Origin of the sequence: Mesobacterium hydrothermale, assembly GCF_035818635.1 — a bacterium.
GTDB classification, from domain to species: Bacteria; Pseudomonadota; Alphaproteobacteria; order Rhodobacterales; family Rhodobacteraceae; genus Mesobacterium_A; species Mesobacterium_A hydrothermale.
In genome coordinates, this window is sequence record NZ_JAYLLH010000033.1 from 1 (window position 1) to 18,393 (window position 18,393).

The 18,393-nt window shown below is 64.3% G+C and carries 16 protein-coding genes and 1 tRNA gene; 4 read left to right on the forward strand and 13 right to left on the reverse strand.

Features of this window, described 5'->3' with window-relative positions:
• Positions 1-62 precede the first annotated feature (62 nt).
• The 11 genes from VK792_RS16890 to iscR form a co-directional block, all read right to left on the reverse strand.
• The gene (locus VK792_RS16890; RefSeq protein ID WP_326299044.1) at positions 63-4,268 is read right to left on the reverse strand and encodes a beta strand repeat-containing protein; all 4,206 of its coding nucleotides are present in this window, start codon (positions 4,266-4,268) and stop codon (positions 63-65) included.
• A 461-nt stretch (positions 4,269-4,729) separates the two neighbouring features.
• Positions 4,730-4,806 (reverse strand) — tRNA-Arg (locus VK792_RS16895).
• 113 nt (positions 4,807-4,919) lie between these two features.
• Positions 4,920-6,140, reverse strand: a complete 1,221-nt coding sequence (locus VK792_RS16900) for a cysteine desulfurase (protein ID WP_326299045.1) — start codon at positions 6,138-6,140, stop codon at positions 4,920-4,922.
• Positions 6,133-6,723, reverse strand: a complete 591-nt coding sequence (locus VK792_RS16905; protein ID WP_326299046.1) for a YIP1 family protein — start codon at positions 6,721-6,723, stop codon at positions 6,133-6,135. Before VK792_RS16905 ends, VK792_RS16900 begins: the two co-directional genes overlap by 8 nt.
• Positions 6,720-7,208, reverse strand: a complete 489-nt coding sequence (locus VK792_RS16910; RefSeq protein WP_326299047.1) for a YIP1 family protein — start codon at positions 7,206-7,208, stop codon at positions 6,720-6,722. The genes VK792_RS16905 and VK792_RS16910 overlap by 4 nt, the downstream gene beginning before the upstream one ends.
• A 14-nt stretch (positions 7,209-7,222) precedes the next feature.
• Positions 7,223-8,500, reverse strand: a complete 1,278-nt coding sequence (sufD, locus tag VK792_RS16915) for a Fe-S cluster assembly protein SufD (protein WP_326299048.1) — start codon at positions 8,498-8,500, stop codon at positions 7,223-7,225.
• Positions 8,500-9,255 (reverse strand): Fe-S cluster assembly ATPase SufC, encoded by a 756-nt coding sequence (gene sufC / locus VK792_RS16920; protein WP_326299049.1) that lies wholly within the window; start codon positions 9,253-9,255, stop codon positions 8,500-8,502. Before sufC ends, sufD begins: the two co-directional genes overlap by 1 nt.
• A gap of 60 nt (positions 9,256-9,315) precedes the next feature.
• On the reverse strand, positions 9,316-9,630 hold the full coding sequence (locus tag VK792_RS16925) for a heavy metal-binding domain-containing protein (protein WP_326299050.1): 315 nt from the start codon (positions 9,628-9,630) through the stop codon (positions 9,316-9,318).
• Positions 9,631-9,690: 60 nt separating this feature from the next.
• The gene (sufB, locus tag VK792_RS16930) at positions 9,691-11,211 is read right to left on the reverse strand and encodes a Fe-S cluster assembly protein SufB (protein WP_326299051.1); all 1,521 of its coding nucleotides are present in this window, start codon (positions 11,209-11,211) and stop codon (positions 9,691-9,693) included.
• An 18-nt stretch (positions 11,212-11,229) separates the two neighbouring features.
• Positions 11,230-12,276 carry a cysteine desulfurase family protein gene (locus VK792_RS16935; RefSeq protein ID WP_326299052.1) on the reverse strand — a complete coding sequence of 349 codons (1,047 nt, stop codon included), beginning with the start codon at positions 12,274-12,276 and terminating at the stop codon, positions 11,230-11,232.
• Between the two features lie 109 nt (positions 12,277-12,385).
• On the reverse strand, positions 12,386-12,847 hold the full coding sequence (iscR, locus tag VK792_RS16940) for a Fe-S cluster assembly transcriptional regulator IscR (protein ID WP_326299053.1): 462 nt from the start codon (positions 12,845-12,847) through the stop codon (positions 12,386-12,388).
• A 159-nt stretch (positions 12,848-13,006) separates the two neighbouring features.
• Here iscR and VK792_RS16945 point away from each other — a divergent pair, with 159 nt between their 5' ends.
• From VK792_RS16945 to VK792_RS16955, 3 genes are read left to right on the forward strand one after another with little or no spacing between them, the layout of a single operon-like run.
• Positions 13,007-13,660: an alpha/beta hydrolase gene (locus VK792_RS16945; RefSeq protein ID WP_326299054.1), complete on the forward strand. Its 654-nt coding sequence runs from the start codon at positions 13,007-13,009 to the stop codon at positions 13,658-13,660.
• A gap of 9 nt (positions 13,661-13,669) precedes the next feature.
• On the forward strand, positions 13,670-13,918 hold the full coding sequence (locus tag VK792_RS16950) for a hypothetical protein (RefSeq protein WP_326299055.1): 249 nt from the start codon (positions 13,670-13,672) through the stop codon (positions 13,916-13,918).
• Positions 13,915-14,499, forward strand: coding sequence for an HD domain-containing protein (locus VK792_RS16955; protein WP_326299056.1), 585 nt, complete (start codon positions 13,915-13,917; stop codon positions 14,497-14,499). Before VK792_RS16950 ends, VK792_RS16955 begins: the two co-directional genes overlap by 4 nt.
• A 160-nt stretch (positions 14,500-14,659) precedes the next feature.
• Here the strand turns inward: VK792_RS16955 and VK792_RS16960 are convergent, their stop codons facing one another.
• Positions 14,660-15,886, reverse strand: coding sequence for an acyl-CoA dehydrogenase (locus VK792_RS16960; protein ID WP_326299057.1), 1,227 nt, complete (start codon positions 15,884-15,886; stop codon positions 14,660-14,662).
• Positions 15,887-15,980: 94 nt separating this feature from the next.
• On the opposite strand from VK792_RS16960, the gene VK792_RS16965 reads away from it, so the two are divergent.
• Positions 15,981-16,883 carry a LysR family transcriptional regulator gene (locus VK792_RS16965; RefSeq protein WP_326299058.1) on the forward strand — a complete coding sequence of 301 codons (903 nt, stop codon included), beginning with the start codon at positions 15,981-15,983 and terminating at the stop codon, positions 16,881-16,883.
• 55 nt (positions 16,884-16,938) lie between these two features.
• Here the strand turns inward: VK792_RS16965 and der are convergent, their stop codons facing one another.
• Positions 16,939-18,390 (reverse strand): ribosome biogenesis GTPase Der, encoded by a 1,452-nt coding sequence (der, locus tag VK792_RS16970; RefSeq protein WP_326299059.1) that lies wholly within the window; start codon positions 18,388-18,390, stop codon positions 16,939-16,941.
• Between the last annotated feature and the right edge of the window lie 3 nt (positions 18,391-18,393).

The window sequence follows — 18,393 nt, forward strand, 5'->3', positions numbered from 1 at the left end:
ATCAGCATGACTCGCACGGCCAGCACCAAATGGGAATCCCAATTCGGACTCGTTTGTCGCGATCAATCCACTAGGGCCTGCAACTGGGCAAAGCTCAGGTCGCCATCGCTGAAGCGGATCGTTTCCACCGTGTCGGTCACCCGGTCGGCCCCCTCGGCAGAGGTCACAACCAGCGCGCTGCCATCGCGTGCGACGGTGATCCCGGCCGCAGCGACAGCGAAAACCGCGACATCGGTCCCTGCCCCGCCGTCCAGCGTGTCGTTGCCCGCGCCACCGGTCAGGGTGTCATTGCCCCCCATGCCGGACAGCAGGTTGGCGCCACCGTTGCCCAGAAGCGCGTTGCCATCCGCGGACCCGACCAAGTCGACCGCCGCCGTACCGCGCAGTCCGGCGGATTGCACCCCGTCTTGCAGGTGCAGCGTTGCCGTCAGCGGCGCATCGCCACGGAAAGTCAGATTATTGACGCCAACGTCGACATCGCCCAGCGGCAATGCACTGACCAGCCCGATCCCTTGCCCCGGCGCAGCCGCGGCAATCGCTTCCGGCAGCGTGACATAGGTGCCCAGAACGTCCGCACCATCGGCAGTGCTGTAGACCGTGAACTGCCCCGGCGCCTGCATTACGACGTTGTCCAACCCACCGGTATCGGCGCCGCTGATGAACTCGCCGCGGATGTGCAGGTCGGTGAGATTGCCCAGCACCTGCCGGATCTCTGCCTCTGTCGCGACGGTCCCGCCGTCGCTGCCCACACGCCAGTCCGACCGGGTATCAAGGTAGACTTGATAAGAAGTCCAGTCGGTGCCCGGATAGGGTTGCGCCAGCGCCAGGGTCAGACCGTCGGATTTCAGAACCAGTTCGTCATTGTTGAACTGGCTGTCCAGCGCTCTTTGCCGCAGGTCATAGCTCAGGGTGCCGCCATAGAACCCGCTCTTGTCGCCAAGATAGGCTTCAGGCGCCACGAAATACCAGGTTTCCCCGGTGGCATAGTCCACTGCTTCGAGATAACCACCCGGATTGCCACCCGCCGCAACGTGGGAGAATTCCTTGACGTCGGCAATGAAGCTCCAGCCTTCGACGCTGTTGTCAAAGGTCGACGCAATCCGTGCCCCCGAAGTCGGCAGATCCGGCGTGCTGTTGTAATGGAAATAGACGTTGTCGAGGTTGCCCGCGTCATTGGTCGTACCGCTGACAAATTCCCCGCGGATCGTGAACGCCTCGAGATTGGCAAGCGTTGCGCTCAGTTCTGCCGCTGTGGCGATGCGGCCCGTCACACTGCCGACGCGCCAGCCATGGCCCAGCGACAGCCCGATTTCATAGGCTGTCCAATCGGTGCCGGGGTTGTCGCCCAGATCGGCAACAAGCGTGTTGCCCGCCCCGACCAGGGTCACATCGATATCGTCGAACTGGCTGTCGCTGCCATCCTGACGCAGGTCAAAGCTGAGCGTGCCACCGTAATACCGGCTTTGGTCGCCAAGAAACGCGTCCGGCGCGACATAGGTCCAGGTGTCGTTCCCGGCCTCAAGCCCGCGCAACGATCCCCCCGGATTGCCCAGACCCGGGTCCCACAGTTGCGTGCCGTTGCTGGTGGTCCATCCTTCGGTACCCGCGTCAAAGGTCGACCACGTGTCGTCGCTGGGCCCGCCCGGCACCAGCTGAAGCACCTGATCATAAGTCAGCGTGGTGTTGGAGAAAGCAAAGAATTCCGTCGACCGATCGACCCGGTCTACCCCTTCGGACGACGAGATCAGCAATTCCGTACCGCTCTGGCTGACGCCGACCGCGGAACTGGCAACGCCGAACCTTGCGGTATCGACGCCGGCGCCGCCCAGCAGCGTATCGTTGCCCGCGCCGCCGTCCAGCGTGTCATTGCCCGCGTCCCCTTGCAGCAGGTCGCCACCGTCGCCGCCGATCAGGCTGTCGTCGCTGTCGCCGCCGGCAACGGTGTCATCGCCCGGGCCGCCGTTCAGGGTGTCTTCGCCAAAGCCGCCCAGCAGGCTGTCATTGCCGGTGCCGCCCAGCAGGCTGTCGTCGCCGGCAAAGCCTGTCAACGTGTCATCACCGCCCGCGCCGTCGATCGTGTCACTGCCGCGTTCGCCCGACAGGCATTCACCGGTCTCGTCTCCGGTGATTGACTGATCGGTTGCGCTGCTCAGCGCCAGAGCGTCGGCAAAGCTCAGACTGCCATCCGCAAAGACCAGCGTTTCGACCGTGTTGTGCACCTGGTCCAGACCTTCATTGGAAAACACCTGAAGGAAATCGCCATTGGCGGCAAAGGTGGCTTCCAGCAGGTTGCCGCCAAATTCCGCCCGGTCGGTGCCGTCGCCACCGATCAGCGTGTCATTGCCGCCTGCGCCGCGCAACGTGTCGTTGCCCAGGCTGCCGCGCAGGGAATCGTCCCCGCTGTTGCCGCGCAGGTTGTCGTTGCCCGACCCACCGATCACGGTGAAATGTTCGGTGTTCAGGAACTGAACGCCGTTGTCGGACCAATAACCGGTGTTGAAGCGTTGCTGTTCGCCGTCGGCAGTCTGGTCGACGTTGGTGTGGATATCCAGCGTAAAGGCGCTGAGGTCCGCGATCCCGCGATCGGTGCCGGCGGCAAGGTTGATGATATGTTTGCCATGCCCGTCATGCGCCACGATCTGCACCTGGTCATCTTGCAGACCGGCGGTAAAGTTCAGCCGCTCCCCCCCCCGCACGGTGGTGCCATCGGCCAGGGTCAGACCCGCGGCAGCGGCCGCATCGAAGGTGAAATTGGCCGCAACCCCGGCGTTCGACCGGTCAAGGTCGAGGCTGTCCAGCCCGTCACCGCCATCAATCACATCCGGGCCGCCGACGCCCGCGACCAGACTGTCAGCGCCGTCGCCGCCCATCAGCGTGTCGCGCCCGACGCCCCCGATCAGCGTGTCATTGCCCAGCCCGCCTGCCAGAGAGTCGTTGCCATCTGCGCCTTGCAGGTTGTCGTTGCCCGACCCGCCAGTGATCGAGAAATGTTCGGTGTTGAGGAACTGAACGCCATTGTCAGACCAGTATCCAGTGTTGAACCGGCGTTGTTCACCATCGGCGGTCTGGTCGACATTGGTGCTGATATCCAGGGTGAAATCGCTCATGTCCGCGACACCGCGGTCATCCCCACCCGCCAGGTTGATGATGTGGTTGCCGTGACCATGATAGGCCACGACGCCCACCTGGTCATTCTGCGCCCCGGCGGTAAAGTTCAGCCGCTCGATGCCCCGCACAGTGGTGCCATCGGCCAGCGCAAAGCCCGCGGCATTGCCTGCATCATGGGTAAACGTTGCGGCCGCCCCGGCGTTCGACCGGTCAAGGTCGAGGCTGTCCAGCCCGTCACCGCCGTCGATCTCATCCGCGCCGCCCTCGCCCGCGACCAGACTGTCAGCGCCGTCGCCGCCCATCAGCGTGTCGCGCCCGACGCCTGCGACCAGCGTGTCATTGCCCAGCCCGCCGGCCAGAGAGTCGTTGCCATCTGCGCCTTGCAGGTTGTCGTTGCCCGACCCGCCAATGACGGTGAAATGTTCGGTGTTGAGGAATTGAACGCCATTGTCGGACCAATAGCCGGTGTTGAAGCGGCGTTGTTCACCATCGGCGGTCTGGTCGACATTGGTGCTGATATCCAGGGTGAAATGGCTCATGTCCGCGACACCGCGGTCTTCGCCACCGGCCAGGTTGATGATGTGGTTGCCGTTGCCGTTATAGGCCACGACGGTCACAACATCGTTGCCCGCCCCGGCGGTATAAGACAGCCGTTCCAGACCGGTGCCGGTTGTTCCGTCGCTCAGCGTGAAATTCGTGACCAGGCCCGGATCGAAGGTAAAGGTCACCGCGTTCAGATCGCTGCGGTCATAGAACAGCTGATCCAGCCCCGCGCCGCCGTCGAACTGGTCGGGCCCGCCCGCGCCTGCGCGCAGCGTGTCATCGCCGTCGCCCCCGATCAGGGTGTCACGGCCGGCAGCACCGTCAAGGTTGTCGTTTGCCCCCAGCCCGGAAAGAGAGTCGTCGCCCCCGGCCCCGATCAGGTCATCCGCCCCGGTCGAGCCGGTGATCGAGAAATGCTCGGCATTGAAGAACCGTGCGCCCACATCTGCCCAATAGCCGCCCGCGAAGGTCCGCGAGCCTGTGGAATTGTCGAAAAAAGTGCGGATATAGGTGTCGAGCGGCGACAGGTCGGCGGTGGCACGGTCACTGGGGCCGCCGCCAAGATCGAATTCGAGGATCCCGTCACCCGGGTTCACGGTCACATTGATATCAGACATCGAAGCGTCCCCCTTGAAGGAGCGCGACCGGAATCACCCAATCGCACGAAAAGTCCAAGACGGGACCGCTCTCGTGCGCCTGCACAACCGGGGATATTCATCCAGCCACACAGGACAACGCACAGAGGTTACATCGTCAACCGCCAACCGCAGTATAGTCGAACTTTGCAGAGAAGATTTTGATTTGGCTCAATAACGCGGGTGCCTCAAGAAACAGGAAACAACTGCGCGCCTCGGCCTGAAAACACGCCCAACACGGATCATCACGGCTGGGACCACGTCAAAAGGGATATCCAGAAAATCAGATTTGTCCAATCGAATTGTGCAGTCGCAGCATCCTGACCTGGCCGCGGCACACCAAACCAAGGGTCTCGCGCAGCAAACCCCGCCCCGGGCCAAGACATCGGTGACAAAACTCTGCGTCCTGTAAGGAACGAAAAGTCGCGACACTATAGGGGAAGTGGCGCACCCGAGAGGATTCGAACCTCTGGCCTCTGCCTTCGGAGGGCAGCGCTCTATCCAGCTGAGCTACGGGTGCCTGAGGATGCTCTTAGGACAAACCTCAGCGGGCCGCAATCGGAAATCTGCACGCCCGGGCGGTCACTTGGCCCTTGCGGGGCCAACCATCGCCAGCTCGCGCGAAACCGGGTTTCAGCCAAACAGTTCCTGCGCCAGTTCCAGTGCATCGACCAGCGCGTCGACCTCTGCCTCGGTATTGTAGAGGCCGAAGGACGCGCGACAGGTGGCGCTGACGCCAAAGAATTCCATCAGCGGGCCGGCACAATGGTGGCCCGCACGGACCGCGACGCCCTTCTTGTCAAGGATCGTCGAGATATCATGCGCATGGGCCGCGCCCTGCATGGTAAAGCTGAAGATCGCCGCCTTGTCGGGCGTGTTGCCCTGCACATTCAGCCAGTTCAGCCCGTCAAGCCGCGCGCGGGCATAGTCGCGCAGCCGTTCTTCATGCGCGGCGACATTGTCCATCCCCAGGTCCATCAGATAGTTCAGCGCAACGCCAAGGCCGATCTGCTGGACGATGCCCGGCGTGCCGGCCTCGAACTTCATCGGCGGGTCGTTATAGCTGACGGCATCTTTCGTGACCTCGCGGATCATGTCGCCGCCCCCCAGGAAGGGGCGCATCTCGTCCATCCGTTCGCGCTTGACATAGATCGCGCCCGATCCCGACGGACCATAGAGCTTGTGGCCGGTGATCGCGTAGAAATCGCAACCGATGTCCTGCACGTCGACCGGCATGTGCACCGCCCCCTGCGAGCCATCGACCAGCACCGGCACGCCCTTTTCCCGGGCGGCGGCGCAGATGGTTTTCACATCCACCCGCGTGCCCAGCACGTTCGACAGCTGCGTGATCGCAACCAGCCTGGTTTTCGGCCCGATCGCGTCGATCACCGCCTGCGGGTCCAGCGCGCCGGTGGAATCGCAATCCACCCATTTCAGCACCACGCCCTGCCGCTCGCGCAGGAAATGCCACGGCACGATGTTGGCGTGGTGTTCCATCACCGACAGGACGATTTCATCCCCCGCCTGCATCCGCGGCATCGCCCAGGCATAGGCCACTATGTTGATGCCCATCGTCGTGCCGGTGTTAAAGACAATCTCATCCTCGCTGGCGGCGTTCAGAAACCGGGCCACGATCCCCCGCACGGCCTCGTATTTGTCGGTTGCGAGGTTCGACAGATAGTGCAGCCCGCGATGAACGTTGGCATATTCCTCGGCATAGCCGCGGGTCACGGCGTCGATCACCACCTGCGGTTTCTGCGCGCTGGCACCGTTGTCCAGATAGACCAGCGGCTTGCCGTTGACCTGGCGCGACAGGATCGGGAAATCCCGGCGGACGGTTTCGACATCATACATCTTGCAACATCCCGTAGTTGGAAACGCCCAGGAACCCCAGCGCCAGACCCAGGACCAGCCCGGCCCCCAGCACTGATAGCAGCAGGACAAACATCGCGACAAAAGGCCCGGTGAACCGGTGCGCGACGGAAATGAACACGACCGACAGCCAGATCCCGGCGAAGGTCGCAATCATGGCGACGACTTGCACCAGCCCCGGCGCCACCGCGACCAGAGCCGCCTGAAGCCCCGACACCAGCGCATCCAGCCCCATCAGCCAGATCACCAGCACGGCCACATCCTGCGCCTGCGCGGTGCCCCCGAACATCCGGCCGATGCCGGTGACCAGCAGGATCATTCCGCTGAGCCACAGCGCCGATAACGCCAGGTACAGAACGGGTGACGCCAGCGCCGGCACCAGCAGCACCTGATCGGGCGCCTGCATCACCAGAAGCTGGAAAAACAACGTGTCCAGCACCACGACCAGCGCAAAGGCGGGCCACAGCACCGCTTCGCTCAGCCGCAGCGACAAAAGCCATTCGGCCATGTCGCGCGGCGCGCTCAGCGTGCGCCAGACAAGATCAGAGAATTGTGCAGGTGTCACGCGACCGGCTCCGTTTCAGCGACATACAGCCCACGCAGCCAGAACCACAGGAAAACCGCCGCCCAGAGCACACCAACGGCCGTCAGCGCCGGTCCGGGCCCGATGAACCCCGCCACAAGGCCGTTCAACAGCGCCAGCGGAGAGGCCGCCAGCAGAGCCCAGAACAGCGCCAGCCGCGCCCCGTATTGCGTGCCCTGCCCCTTGAACAGGCGGAACACCCCGTGGCTGAGAAAGGCCAGAAAATACAGAACCAGAGGCAGGATGAAGACGCCCCCCATCAACGCGCCGCCAAGTTCCATGTTCAGTTCCTTGCCGGTCAGATGGGCCTCGCGGGCGATTGCGGGCCAGCGCGCGACAAACATCACGACACAGGACGCCATCACAATCACCAGCGCGCGATCTTCGCGCGGGCCAGCGGCCAACAGGCGCCGGACCACCTTGCCCGGACCCCGGTAGGTGGCAACGATATCCGTTGTGACCGGCACCTGAAACTCCCGCTTTATCCCCGGCGGCGCATCAGCCAAGCGGTCACCCGCTCGACGATTTCTTCCTGCAACGCCTCTTCCTCGATTTCCTGCACCGCTTCGGCGATGAAGGCAATGGTCAGAAGGTCGGTTGCATCGCCCTCGGACACCCCGCGCGACCGCAGGTAGAACATCGCTTCCTCGTCGATCGCGCCGCTGGTCGACCCGTGCGAACAGGCCACGTCGTCGGCATAGATCTCAAGCTCTGGCTTGGCCAGGAACTGGCTGTCGTCATCCAGAAGCAGCGACTGGCTGATCTGGTAGCCATCGGTCTTCTGCGCGTCGGGTTTGACGAGGATCTTGCCCTGGAACACGCCGGTCGCGCCGTTGCGCAGCACCTTCTTGAACACCTGGCGGCTTTCGCAGTTCACCGCGTCATGGGTGATGAACACCGTGTCATCGTGGTGGAAATCGCCATCGCCAACGCAGGCCCCCGCCACATGCGCCACCGCGTCGTCGCCGGTCAGCTCGATCACGGTCTCGTTGCGGGTCAGCACGCCATTGGCCGTCAGGGTGAAGGACTTGAAGACCGACTCCGCCCCCAGCCGCGCGAACATATGGGTCGCGGCGCGGCGTTCATGGTCACGGCCCTGGGTGCGCACATGGTGCAGCTTGGCGCCGTCGGCGATGTCCATTTCCAGGCACTTGTTGAACCGCGCCGCCGCCGGACCGTTTTCCAGAAGGGTCACTTCGGCACCGGCATCAACCTTCACGCAATGGTGCAGGATCGCATCGGAGGTTTCTGATTTATGGAAATAAATCAGGTTGATCGGCTTCGACGGCGTGGCCGTGACATGGATCAGAACCCCGTCCGTGGCAAAGGCCGTGTTCAGCGCCGCAAGCGGGCGCTGCACCGGGGTTTGCCCGCGTGCTTCCAGCGTACCATACAGGTCCTTGGCCCAGTGGATGTCGGCCTTGTCGGACAGGCGGTCAATCGACACGCCTTCCAGCGACAGGTCATCCGACGCGTCGGGATCAAAGACACCATCGACGAAGACGATTTTCAGCCGGTCGAACCGGTCGAAGATCTGGGTTTCCTGCGCGTCGAACACCGCGGCCTTCGGCGCGTCGGCCTGCACCAGCGTATCCGGTCGGGTGTATTTCCAGTATTCGTCACGGCGCCCCGGCAGGCCCATGGTCTGCAACCGGGCCAATGCGTCCTTGCGGGCGGCGTCCGACCAGCCGCCCGTGGGCAGCGTCATGACGCCAAGACGTGCGTCCGTCGCGTCCTGTTTCGGTTGCGGCAGGGCCATTACGCCACCTCCTCCAGGATATCGGCATAGCCGTTCTGTTCGACCTCAAGCGCCAGCTCCGGCCCGCCCGTCTTGACGATGCGGCCATTCGCCATGATGTGCACCACGTCCGGTTTGATGTGGTCCAGCAGGCGCTGGTAGTGGGTGATCACAAGGAAGCCGCGACCGGCATCGCGCAGCGCGTTCACGCCTTCGGCAACCAGCTTCATCGCATCGACATCAAGGCCCGAGTCGGTCTCGTCCAGGATGCAGAGCTTGGGCTCCAGCATCGCCATCTGCAGGATTTCGTTGCGCTTCTTCTCACCGCCGGAAAAGCCCACGTTGACCGGGCGCTTCAGCATGTCGGCGTCGATCTTCAGCGTCCTGGCCTTCTCACGGATCACCTTCAGGAACTCGGTCGCCGACAGTTCTTCCTCGCCGCGCGCCTTGCGCTGCGCGTTCACCGCGGTGCGCAGGAAGGTCATGTTGCCGACGCCGGGGATTTCGACCGGGTACTGGAACGCCAGGAACAGGCCCGCCGCGGCGCGCTCTTCCGGCTCCATCGCCAGCAGGTCTTCGCCTTCCAGCGTGGCGCTGCCATCGGTCACCTCATAGCCGTCGCGGCCCGACAGGACATAGGACAGGGTGGATTTGCCCGACCCGTTCGGCCCCATGATCGCGTGCACCTTGCCCGCCTCGACAGTCAGGTCAACACCCTTGAGGATCTGCTTGTCCTCTTCTTCAAGTTTGACCTGCAGGTTCTTGATTTCCAGCATTTTATTCATCCTGTTCCTGGCGCCCCGGGGCGCGTCGTTTCATCGGCCCTTATCGGGCAATCATTCCACGGTGACGGCGGTGCCGGACGCGCTGACCATCAGCATCGACTGGCCCACCACCTCGTAATCCAGATCCACACCGACCACGGCATTCGCGCCAAAGGCAGCCGCGCGCTGCTCCAGTTCCCGCAGCGCGGTGTCGCGCGCGTCCTGCAACTTGCTTTCATAGGCGCCCGACCGGCCGCCCACGATATCGGTGATCGAGGCAAAGATGTCGCGCACCACGTTCGCCCCCATGATCGCCTCGCCCACGACGATGCCATGATAGGTGCGTATCTTGCGCCCCTCGATGGTGTTGGTGGTGGTGACGATCATTCTCGGTGTCTCCCAAGGGTTCATCAAGACCGGCTTGCGGCAAAGGGCAGGATGATGGGCCTAGCCCACCGACCCTTCCAGCGAGATCGCCACAAGCTGTTGCGCTTCCATGGCGAATTCCATCGGCAGCGCCTGAAGCACTTCCTTGCAGAACCCGTTCACCACCAGCGCCACCGCCTCTTCCTCGTCCATCCCGCGCGACCGGCAATAGAACAGCTGGTCGTCATCCACTTTCGACGTGGTCGCCTCGTGCTCGACCCGGGAAGAATTGTTGCGCACCTCGATATAGGGCACGGTGTGCGCCCCGCACTTGTCCCCGATCAGCAGACTGTCACACTGGGTGTAATTGCGCGAATTCTTGGCTTTCGGGTGCATCGACACCAGCCCGCGATAGGTGTTCTGTGCCACCCCCGCGCTGATCCCCTTGGACACGATGCGGCTCTTGGTGTTCTTGCCCAGGTGCACCATCTTGGTGCCGGTGTCGGCCTGCTGATGGTTGTTGGCAATCGCGATGGAATAGAACTCGCCCTGGCTGTCATCGCCGCGCAGGATGCAGGACGGGTATTTCCACGTCACGGCCGACCCGGTTTCCACCTGCGTCCACATCACCTTGGCCCGGTCGCCCCGGCAATCGGCGCGCTTGGTGACAAAGTTATAGATGCCGCCCTTGCCGTTCTCGTCCCCGGGGAACCAGTTCTGAACGGTGGAGTATTTCACCTCGGCATCTTCCTCGACGATGATCTCCACCACCGCCGCATGCAACTGCGCGGTGTCCCGCTTGGGCGCCGTGCAGCCTTCCAGGTACGACACATAGCTGCCCTTGTCGGCAATGATCAGCGTGCGTTCGAACTGGCCGGTGTTTTCCGCGTTGATGCGGAAATAGGTCGACAGTTCCATCGGGCAGCGCACCCCCGGCGGCACATAGACGAACGAGCCGTCCGAAAAGACCGCGCTGTTCAGCGTGGCATAGAAATTGTCCGACACCGGCACGACCGACCCCAGGTATTTCTTCACCAGTTCGGGATGTTCGCGGATCGCTTCGGAAATCGAACAGAAGATGACCCCGGCCTTCTCCAGCTCTTTCTTGAAGGTGGTGCCGACGGAAACGGAATCGAACACCGCGTCGACGGCCACCCTGCGGCCTTCCGCCGGTGCGTCCTCTGCACCCTCGACCCCGGCCAGGATCATCTGCTCTTTCAGCGGGATGCCCAGCTTTTCATAGGTTGCCAGCAGTTTCGGGTCGACATCGTCAAGCGATTTGGGCTTGTCGATCATGCTTTTCGGACGGGCGTAGTAATACTGCTCCTGGAAGTCGATCTTGGGATAGTTCACCATCGCCCAGGACGGCTCTTCCATCTGGGTCCAGCGCTCGAACGCGGCCAGCCGCCATTCGGTCATCCACTCCGGCTCGTCATTCTTCTCTGAGATCAGCCGCACGATGTCGGGCGACACGCCCTTGGGCGCGTATTCCATCTCGATCTCGGTTTCCCAGCCGTATTTGTAGGTGCTGACCTCGCGCACCGCGTCGACGGTGGCCTCGTCCACGCCTTCCTTGACCTGCGTTTCGTCCAAAGCTGCCATGTCAGACCCTTTCCCTGCTCACGCGGCGCGTGCGCGATATTTCTCGTATGCGTTCAGCCACGCCTCGGCAAAGCGCAGCACATCTGTTTCCGTCGTCCCGGGCCCGATGCTGACGCGGATCGCGCCCTGCGCCGTGGCCTCGTCATATCCCATCGCCCGCAACACCGGGCTGGCCCGCACCTTGCCGCTGGAACAGGCCGATCCCGCGCTGATCGCGAAACCCGCCAGATCCATCTGCATCACCTGCGTCTCGCCTTTCCAGCCCGGAACGGCAAAGCACGAGGTGTTGGGCAACCGCCGCGCGGCTTTCCCGACAAAAATAGTCTCTTTTGCGCCCGCCGCAATAGCTGTTTCTAGAATGTTTCTAATTTTTTCGACTTCGGCCCAGCCGCCGGCCTCCAGCTCCCGCACCGCCGCCTCGGCCGCAGCGCCAAACCCGGCAATCCCGATGACGTTCTCGGTCCCGGCCCGCCGCCCCATTTCCTGCCCGCCACCCCTCAGCTGCGCCGCAAGATCGGTGCCGCGCCGGATCACCAGCGCCCCGATCCCCTTCGGCCCCCCCAGCTTGTGCGCCGACACCAGCGCCATCTGGCACCCGATCCAGTTGAAGGCCAGCGGCAGCTTGCCAAACGCCTGCGTCGCATCGACCACCGCCAGCCCCTCTGGCAGGTCCTGCACCACGCCGGTCTCGGAATTGGCCGCCTGCAAGACGCTCCGCTCCGGCTCCGCCACGCGCACGCGCCCATCCTCATCCACCGGCAGCACCGGGTCGATCCAGGCGCGCACCGCGTCATGCTCGATATCCGCTCCCAGCAAACCGCGCCCGGCACAGGCCAGCGCCGCCGCCTCGGTCGCGCCGGACACAAACACCACATCCGCGCCCTCGGCCCCAAACGCCGCGGCAACCTGCCGCCGCGCCTTTTCCACCAGCGCCTTGGCCGCCCTCCCCTCGGCATGCACCGAGGACGGATTGCCCACAACGTCCATCGCCGCGATCATCGCGGCCCGCGCCTCGGCCCGCAACGGCGCCGTTGCATTCCAGTCCAGATACACCCGACCGCTCACAGACCGGCCTCGTCAGTCTTTGGTTTTCCAAATACCTCGGGGGTGAATTGGCCGCAGGCCAAGAGGGGGCAGCGCCCCCTGCCCCGGCGCACCGATCCGCGCCCCACCGTCACGCCTCGTCCACAACGGAAAACAGCGACGGCACCGCCGGACACGGCGCCAGCGTATTGTCCACCAGGTCCGACAGCCGGGTCTGGTGCAGGAACACATAGACATGCGCCGAAAGGCTTTCCCACAACCGGTTGGTCAGCGACTGCGCCTTGCTGCCCGACTGCCCCCCGCTCGCGCCCGCGCCCTTGTGCATCGCGTCCACGGTTTCGTCCACCGCCGCCAGCACCTCGACCACGCGGATATCGCTGGCCGAGCGCGCCAATCTATAGCCCCCCCCGGGCCCGCGCACCGACACCACCAACTCCGAGCGCCGCAGCTTGACGAACAACTGCTCGAGGTACGGCAACGAGATGTCCTGCCGACGGGAGATGTCAGACAGGGTCACAAGCTCGCCCTCGGGCCGCAAGGCGATGTCGACCAAGGCAACCATGGCATATCGCCCCTTCGTGCTCAGCTTCATCCCGAACCTCCACCGACCCGCACAGATTGACCTTGCCTCCGCGAAAGCCTACATCGGCTCGGAGACACCCCCGCCATACGCCGGGGATTAGAACAGTTCTAAAGAGCTTGAGTGAAGTCGTCAACTATTCACCAGGCCACGTAAGGAGCCAACGCCCCGATGCCCGAGGTGATTTTTGCCGGACCCGAAGGCCGCCTGGAAGGCCGCTACCACCCCCAGAAAGACCGCGACGCCCCGATTGCCATCGTTCTTCATCCCCACCCGCAATTCGGCGGGACGATGAACAACAAGGTTGTCTACAACCTGCATTACGCGTTCCACAAGATGGGCTTCACCGTCCTGCGCTTCAATTTCCGCGGCGTCGGCCGCAGCCAGGGCGAATACGACCAGGGCGTGGGCGAACTGTCCGACGCCGCCTCGGCGCTCGACTACCTGCAATCGATGAACAACAACTCCAAGCATTGCTGGGTGGCGGGGTTTTCCTTCGGCGCCTGGATCGGGATGCAGCTGCTGATGCGCCGCCCGGAAATCACCGGCTTCGTCTCGGTCGCGCCGCCCGCCAACATGTACGATTTTTCGTTCCTCGCCCCCTGCCCCAGTTCCGGCCTGATCATCAACGGCACCGGCGACCGCGTCGCCCCGCCTGCCGACACCCGTTCGCTGGTCTCCAAGCTGCATGAACAAAAGGGCATCACCATCACGCACGAGGAAATCGAAGGCGCGGATCACTTCTTCAAAGAGCCCCACATGGACACGATGATCGACACCGTGACCGACTATGTGAAACGCCGCCTGACCGAATCGACGCGCTGAGGATAACGCATGGGTGTTCTGGAAGAGCTTGCCGACGCATTGGCCGACGACACGATGAAAGCCCAGAACAAGCTGGACGAGCCCTATCTCTACGAAGAGGTCGCCAAGGTTCTCGGCGCCGCATCGACCACGCTGGAAGAGGCCTACCTGACCTCGATGCGGGTGCGCATCGCCGAAAAACGCGGGCGCCTCTTCCTTGAAAAACGCATAAAAGACCTGATTGCCAGGAAGAAGGCCCAACAGGACAGCGCGTCTTGACCGATCGCCTGACCGCGCAGATGGCCTTCCTGCACGAGGCCGACAAGCTCAAGAACGTGAACCGCGCCACGCTTGTGCGCGACAGCCTGCGGCGGGAAAACTCTGCCGAACACAGCTGGCATCTGGCGCTCTACGCCCTGGTTCTGTCCGAACACGCGCCGGACGGCATCGACCCCCACCGCGTGATCAAGATGGCCCTGCTGCACGATCTGGTGGAAATCGACGCGGGCGACACCCCGGTCTTCGGCGATTTCGACGCGACCGCACAGGCCGCCAGCGAACAGGCCGCCGCCGACCGTCTCTTCGGCCTTCTCCCCGCCGATCAGGCCGCCGACCTGCGCGCGCTCTGGGACGAATTCGAAGCCAATCAAACCCTCGATGCGCGCTTCGCCAAATCACTCGACCGTTTTGTCGCGCCCAACCAGAACATGCTGACCGGGGGCGGCAGCTGGGTCGAATACAACGTGACCTTCGACGCCTTCGCCGAGCGCATCGGCAAAAAGGTCGATGCCGGCGCGCCGCGCCTCTGGTCCTGGCTCAAACCCAGGGCACAGGCGTTCTTCGCCACCCTGCGCCCCTGATCCCCCGTACAGACTGGCCCTGTCCTTCTTCTGGCGGAAAATATCCCGGGGGTGGGGGGGGGGGGGCCCCCCCCCGCGCCGCCCCCCCCCCCCCCCCCCCCCCCCCCCCCCCCCCCCCCCCCCCGGGTCCCGCGCCAGCGGGACCCTCCCCCGCATCGGCTCAGAAAAACGCCTGCAACCCGGTCTGCGCCCGGCCCAGGATCAGCGCATGCACGTCGTGCGTGCCCTCGTAAGTGTTGACCGTCTCCAGGTTCAGCATGTGCCGGATCACCTGGAACTCACCCGAGATCCCGTTGCCGCCGTGCATGTCCCGCGCCATCCGCGCGATGTCCAGCGCCTTGCCGCAGTTGTTGCGCTTGATGATCGAGATCATCTCCGGCGCGCCTTCCGCGTTGTCGATCAGCCGGCCCACCTGCAACGCCGCCTGCAGCCCCAGCGCGATCTCGGTCTGCATGTCGGCCAGTTTCTTCTGGAACAGCTGGGTCTGGGCGATCGGCCGGCCGAACTGCTTGCGGTCCAGCCCGTATTGCCGCGCCGCGTGCCAGCAGAACTCCGCCGCGCCCATCGCGCCCCAGGCGATCCCGAACCGCGCACGGTTCAGACAGCCGAACGGGCCCTTCAGCCCCTCGACATGGGGCAGCAGCGCGTCTTCGCCAACCTCGACCCCGTCCATCACGATTTCCCCGGTGACCGAGGTCCGCAGGCTCAGCTTGCCCGCGATCTTCGGTGCCGACAGACCCTTCGCCCCTTTCTCAAGCACGAACCCGCGGATCTTGCCGCCATGGGCCTCGGACTTGGTCCAGACCACAAAGACATCGGCGATCGGTGCATTCGAAATCCACATCTTCGAACCGGTCAGACGATACCCGCCTTCGGTCTTCTCGGCGCGGGTTTTCATACCCGCCGGGTCTGACCCGGCGTCGGGTTCCGTCAGGCCGAAACAGCCGATCCACGCGCCCGAGGCCAGCTTGGGCAGGTATTTCATCCGCTGCGCTTCGCTGCCATAGGCATAGATCGGGTACATCACCAGAGACGATTGCACCGACATCATGCTGCGATAGCCCGAATCCACACGCTCGATCTCGCGCGCCACAAGACCATAGCTGACATAGGACGACCCCAGCCCGCCGTACTGTTCCGGCACGGTGATGCCCAGCAGACCCATTTCGCCCATCTCGGCGAAGATCTCGGGCGCCACGGCTTCCTCGGCAAAGGCGTCGATCACGCGCGGGGCCAGCTTCTCCTGCGCATAGGCGCGGGCGCTGGCGGCGATCATGCGCTCGTCCTCGGACAGCAGGCTGTTCAGGCGGAACGGGTCTTCCCAGTCGAACCGCCCCAGGTCGGGGGCGTCCTTGGCCTTCAGGGCGGGTTTCGGCATCTCGTTCATCGCGCGTCCTCCAATGGTTTGGCGGCGGTATAGCTTGCAATCAACGCAAGGAATATCGACAATATCGCAAGTATACTTGCATTCAAATCAACAAATGTCCCTGTCCCGCCGCCTTTTGCCCTCGCTCACCGCGCTGACCGCGCTGGAAACGCTCGACCGTTTGGGCAGCGCGGCCGCCGTGGCGCAGGAAATGGCGCTGTCGCCCTCCGCCGTCAGCCGGCAGTTACAGGGGCTCGAGGCGCAGTTGGGCGCGGCGCTGATCCGGCGCGACGGGCGCGGCATGGCGCTCACGCCCGAAGGCCGTGCCTTTGCCCAGACCGTGCGCGCGGCGTTGCAGGCGATCTCGGACGCGTCGCTGGCGCTGCGGCTGAAACCGCAGGGTGGCACGATCAACCTGGCCATCCTGCCCAGCTTCGGGATGCGCTGGCTGGTGCCGCGCCTGCCCGATTTCGCCCGCCGACACGCCGATATCACGGTGAACCTGTCGACCCGGCTGCGCCCGTTCAACTTTGCGTCGGAACCCTTTGATGCGGCGATCCATTTCGGTGCGCCGGACTGGCCGGGGACAAGCAGCCTGCGGCTGATGCCGGAACGGGCGATCCCGGTCTGCGCGCCCACGCTGGTCCCGCGGACGGTCGCGCCAGAGGCGCTGTTGCGCCTGCCTCTGCTGCATATCCAGACCCGGCCCAACGCCTGGGCCGACTGGTTCGCGCAACACGGGGTCGCAACCGGCGCTCTGTCGGGCCCCAGCTTCGACCAGTTCACCACGATCATCCAGGCCGCGCGCCATGGCATGGGCATCGCCTTGCCGCCCGATTACCTCGTGGCCGAGGATCTGGCGACCGGCACCCTGATCCGCGCCTGCGACGTGCGCCCGGTGTCGCTGGGCGCCTATCACCTTGTCTGGCCGCGCGACCGCGCCGCCAGCCCGGCGCTAATCGCCTTTCGCGACTGGCTGGCGCTGCAAGTGGAAGACGGCGGCGGGCTACCGGGATAGGCGGCACCGCAGCCGTGCCCCGCCGTCGACGACAGACTGCCGGGGATCGTCCCGGTCAGCCCTTTTTCTTGCCCAGGTGCTTTTTCAACGCGCCCGCGTTCTTTTCGCGGCGGCCCTTGTAGGGGTTCTTGTCCCCCTGCCCGCGGAAATACAGCCGGATCGGGGTGCCCGGCATGTCGAATGTCGTGCGAAGACCGTTCACCAGGTACCGCGCATAACTCTCCGGCAGCTTGTCGGGGTGCGAGCACATCACGACAAAACCCGGCGGCCGGGTCTTGGCCTGGGTCATGTAACGCAGCTTGATCCGCTTGCCCTGCGGCGCGGGCGGCGGGTGGCTTTCCATCATGCCAATCAGCCAGCGGTTCAGCTGGGCGGTGGTCACCCGGCGGTTCCAGACGTCATAGGCTTTCATCACCGCCGCTTGCAGCCGGTCAAGCCCGCGTCCGGTGCGCGCCGACACGGTGATCAGCGGCGCGCCGCGCAACTGTGGCAACAGCCGCTCGAAACTGTCCTTCAACTCGCGCAGCTTTTCGCTCTTTTCGTCTTCCAGGTCCCACTTGTTGACCGCGATCACCACCGCGCGGCCCTCGCGCTCGGCAAGATCGGCGATCCGCAAGTCCTGCTGTTCGAACGGAATCGCCGCGTCCAGCAGGACGATCACGATCTCGGCGAACTTGACCGCGCGCAGACCGTCGGACACCGACAGCTTTTCCAGCTTTTCCTGCACCTTGGCCTTCTTGCGCATCCCCGCCGTGTCGAAGATCCGCACCGGCGTGCCGCCCCAATCCATCCGCAGCGAAATGGAATCGCGGGTGATCCCGGCCTCTGGTCCGGTCAGCAACCGGTCCTCGCCCAGGATCTTGTTGATCAGCGTGGATTTGCCCGCGTTCGGGCGGCCCACCACGGCGATCTGCATCGGTTTCTGCACCGTCGGCACGCGCGGCGCGTCAGGGTCGTCCTCGCCCACCTCGGTCTCGATCTCGGGGGCCTCGGCCTCGGCGCGCTCGGCAAAGGCATCGGCCAGCGGCTGCAGGGTCGCATAAAGTTCGGGCAGGCCCTCGCCATGTTCGGCGGACAGGCGGATCGGTTCGCCCAGGCCCAGGCCATAGGCTTCCAGCACGCCGGCATCGGCAGCGGCGCCTTCGCCCTTGTTGGCGGCCAGGATGACGTGATCGGCGCGTTTGCGCAGGATCTCGGCAAAGACCTGGTCGGCGGGGGTCACACCGACCCGCGCGTCGATCATGAACAGGCAGACATCGGCCATGTCCACCGCGCGTTCGGTCAGCCGACGCATCCGGCCCTGAAGGGATTCGTCCGTCGCCTCTTCCAGCCCGGCGGTGTCGATCACGGTGAATCGCAGGTCGCCCAGCTTGCCCTCGCCCTCGCGCAGGTCACGCGTCACGCCCGGCTGGTCATCGACCAGCGCAAGGCGCTTGCCCACAAGGCGGTTGAACAGCGTGGATTTGCCCACATTGGGCCGCCCCACGATGGCGAGCGAGAAAGTCATGGC

Coding starts and splice junctions, on each gene's coding strand:
- VK792_RS16890 (WP_326299044.1), bottom strand. CDS start 4,268: ATGTCTGATATCAATGTGACCGTGAACCCGGGTGACGGGATCCTCGAA.
- VK792_RS16900 (WP_326299045.1), bottom strand. CDS start 6,140: ATGTATGATGTCGAAACCGTCCGCCGGGATTTCCCGATCCTGTCGCGC.
- sufD (WP_326299048.1), bottom strand. CDS start 8,500: ATGGCCCTGCCGCAACCGAAACAGGACGCGACGGACGCACGTCTTGGC.
- sufC (WP_326299049.1), bottom strand. CDS start 9,255: ATGCTGGAAATCAAGAACCTGCAGGTCAAACTTGAAGAAGAGGACAAG.
- VK792_RS16925 (WP_326299050.1), bottom strand. CDS start 9,630: ATGATCGTCACCACCACCAACACCATCGAGGGGCGCAAGATACGCACC.
- sufB (WP_326299051.1), bottom strand. CDS start 11,211: ATGGCAGCTTTGGACGAAACGCAGGTCAAGGAAGGCGTGGACGAGGCC.
- iscR (WP_326299053.1), bottom strand. CDS start 12,847: ATGAAGCTGAGCACGAAGGGGCGATATGCCATGGTTGCCTTGGTCGAC.
- VK792_RS16945 (WP_326299054.1), top strand. CDS start 13,007: ATGCCCGAGGTGATTTTTGCCGGACCCGAAGGCCGCCTGGAAGGCCGC.
- VK792_RS16950 (WP_326299055.1), top strand. CDS start 13,670: ATGGGTGTTCTGGAAGAGCTTGCCGACGCATTGGCCGACGACACGATG.
- VK792_RS16960 (WP_326299057.1), bottom strand. CDS start 15,886: ATGAACGAGATGCCGAAACCCGCCCTGAAGGCCAAGGACGCCCCCGAC.
- VK792_RS16965 (WP_326299058.1), top strand. CDS start 15,981: ATGTCCCTGTCCCGCCGCCTTTTGCCCTCGCTCACCGCGCTGACCGCG.
- der (WP_326299059.1), bottom strand. CDS start 18,390: ATGACTTTCTCGCTCGCCATCGTGGGGCGGCCCAATGTGGGCAAATCC.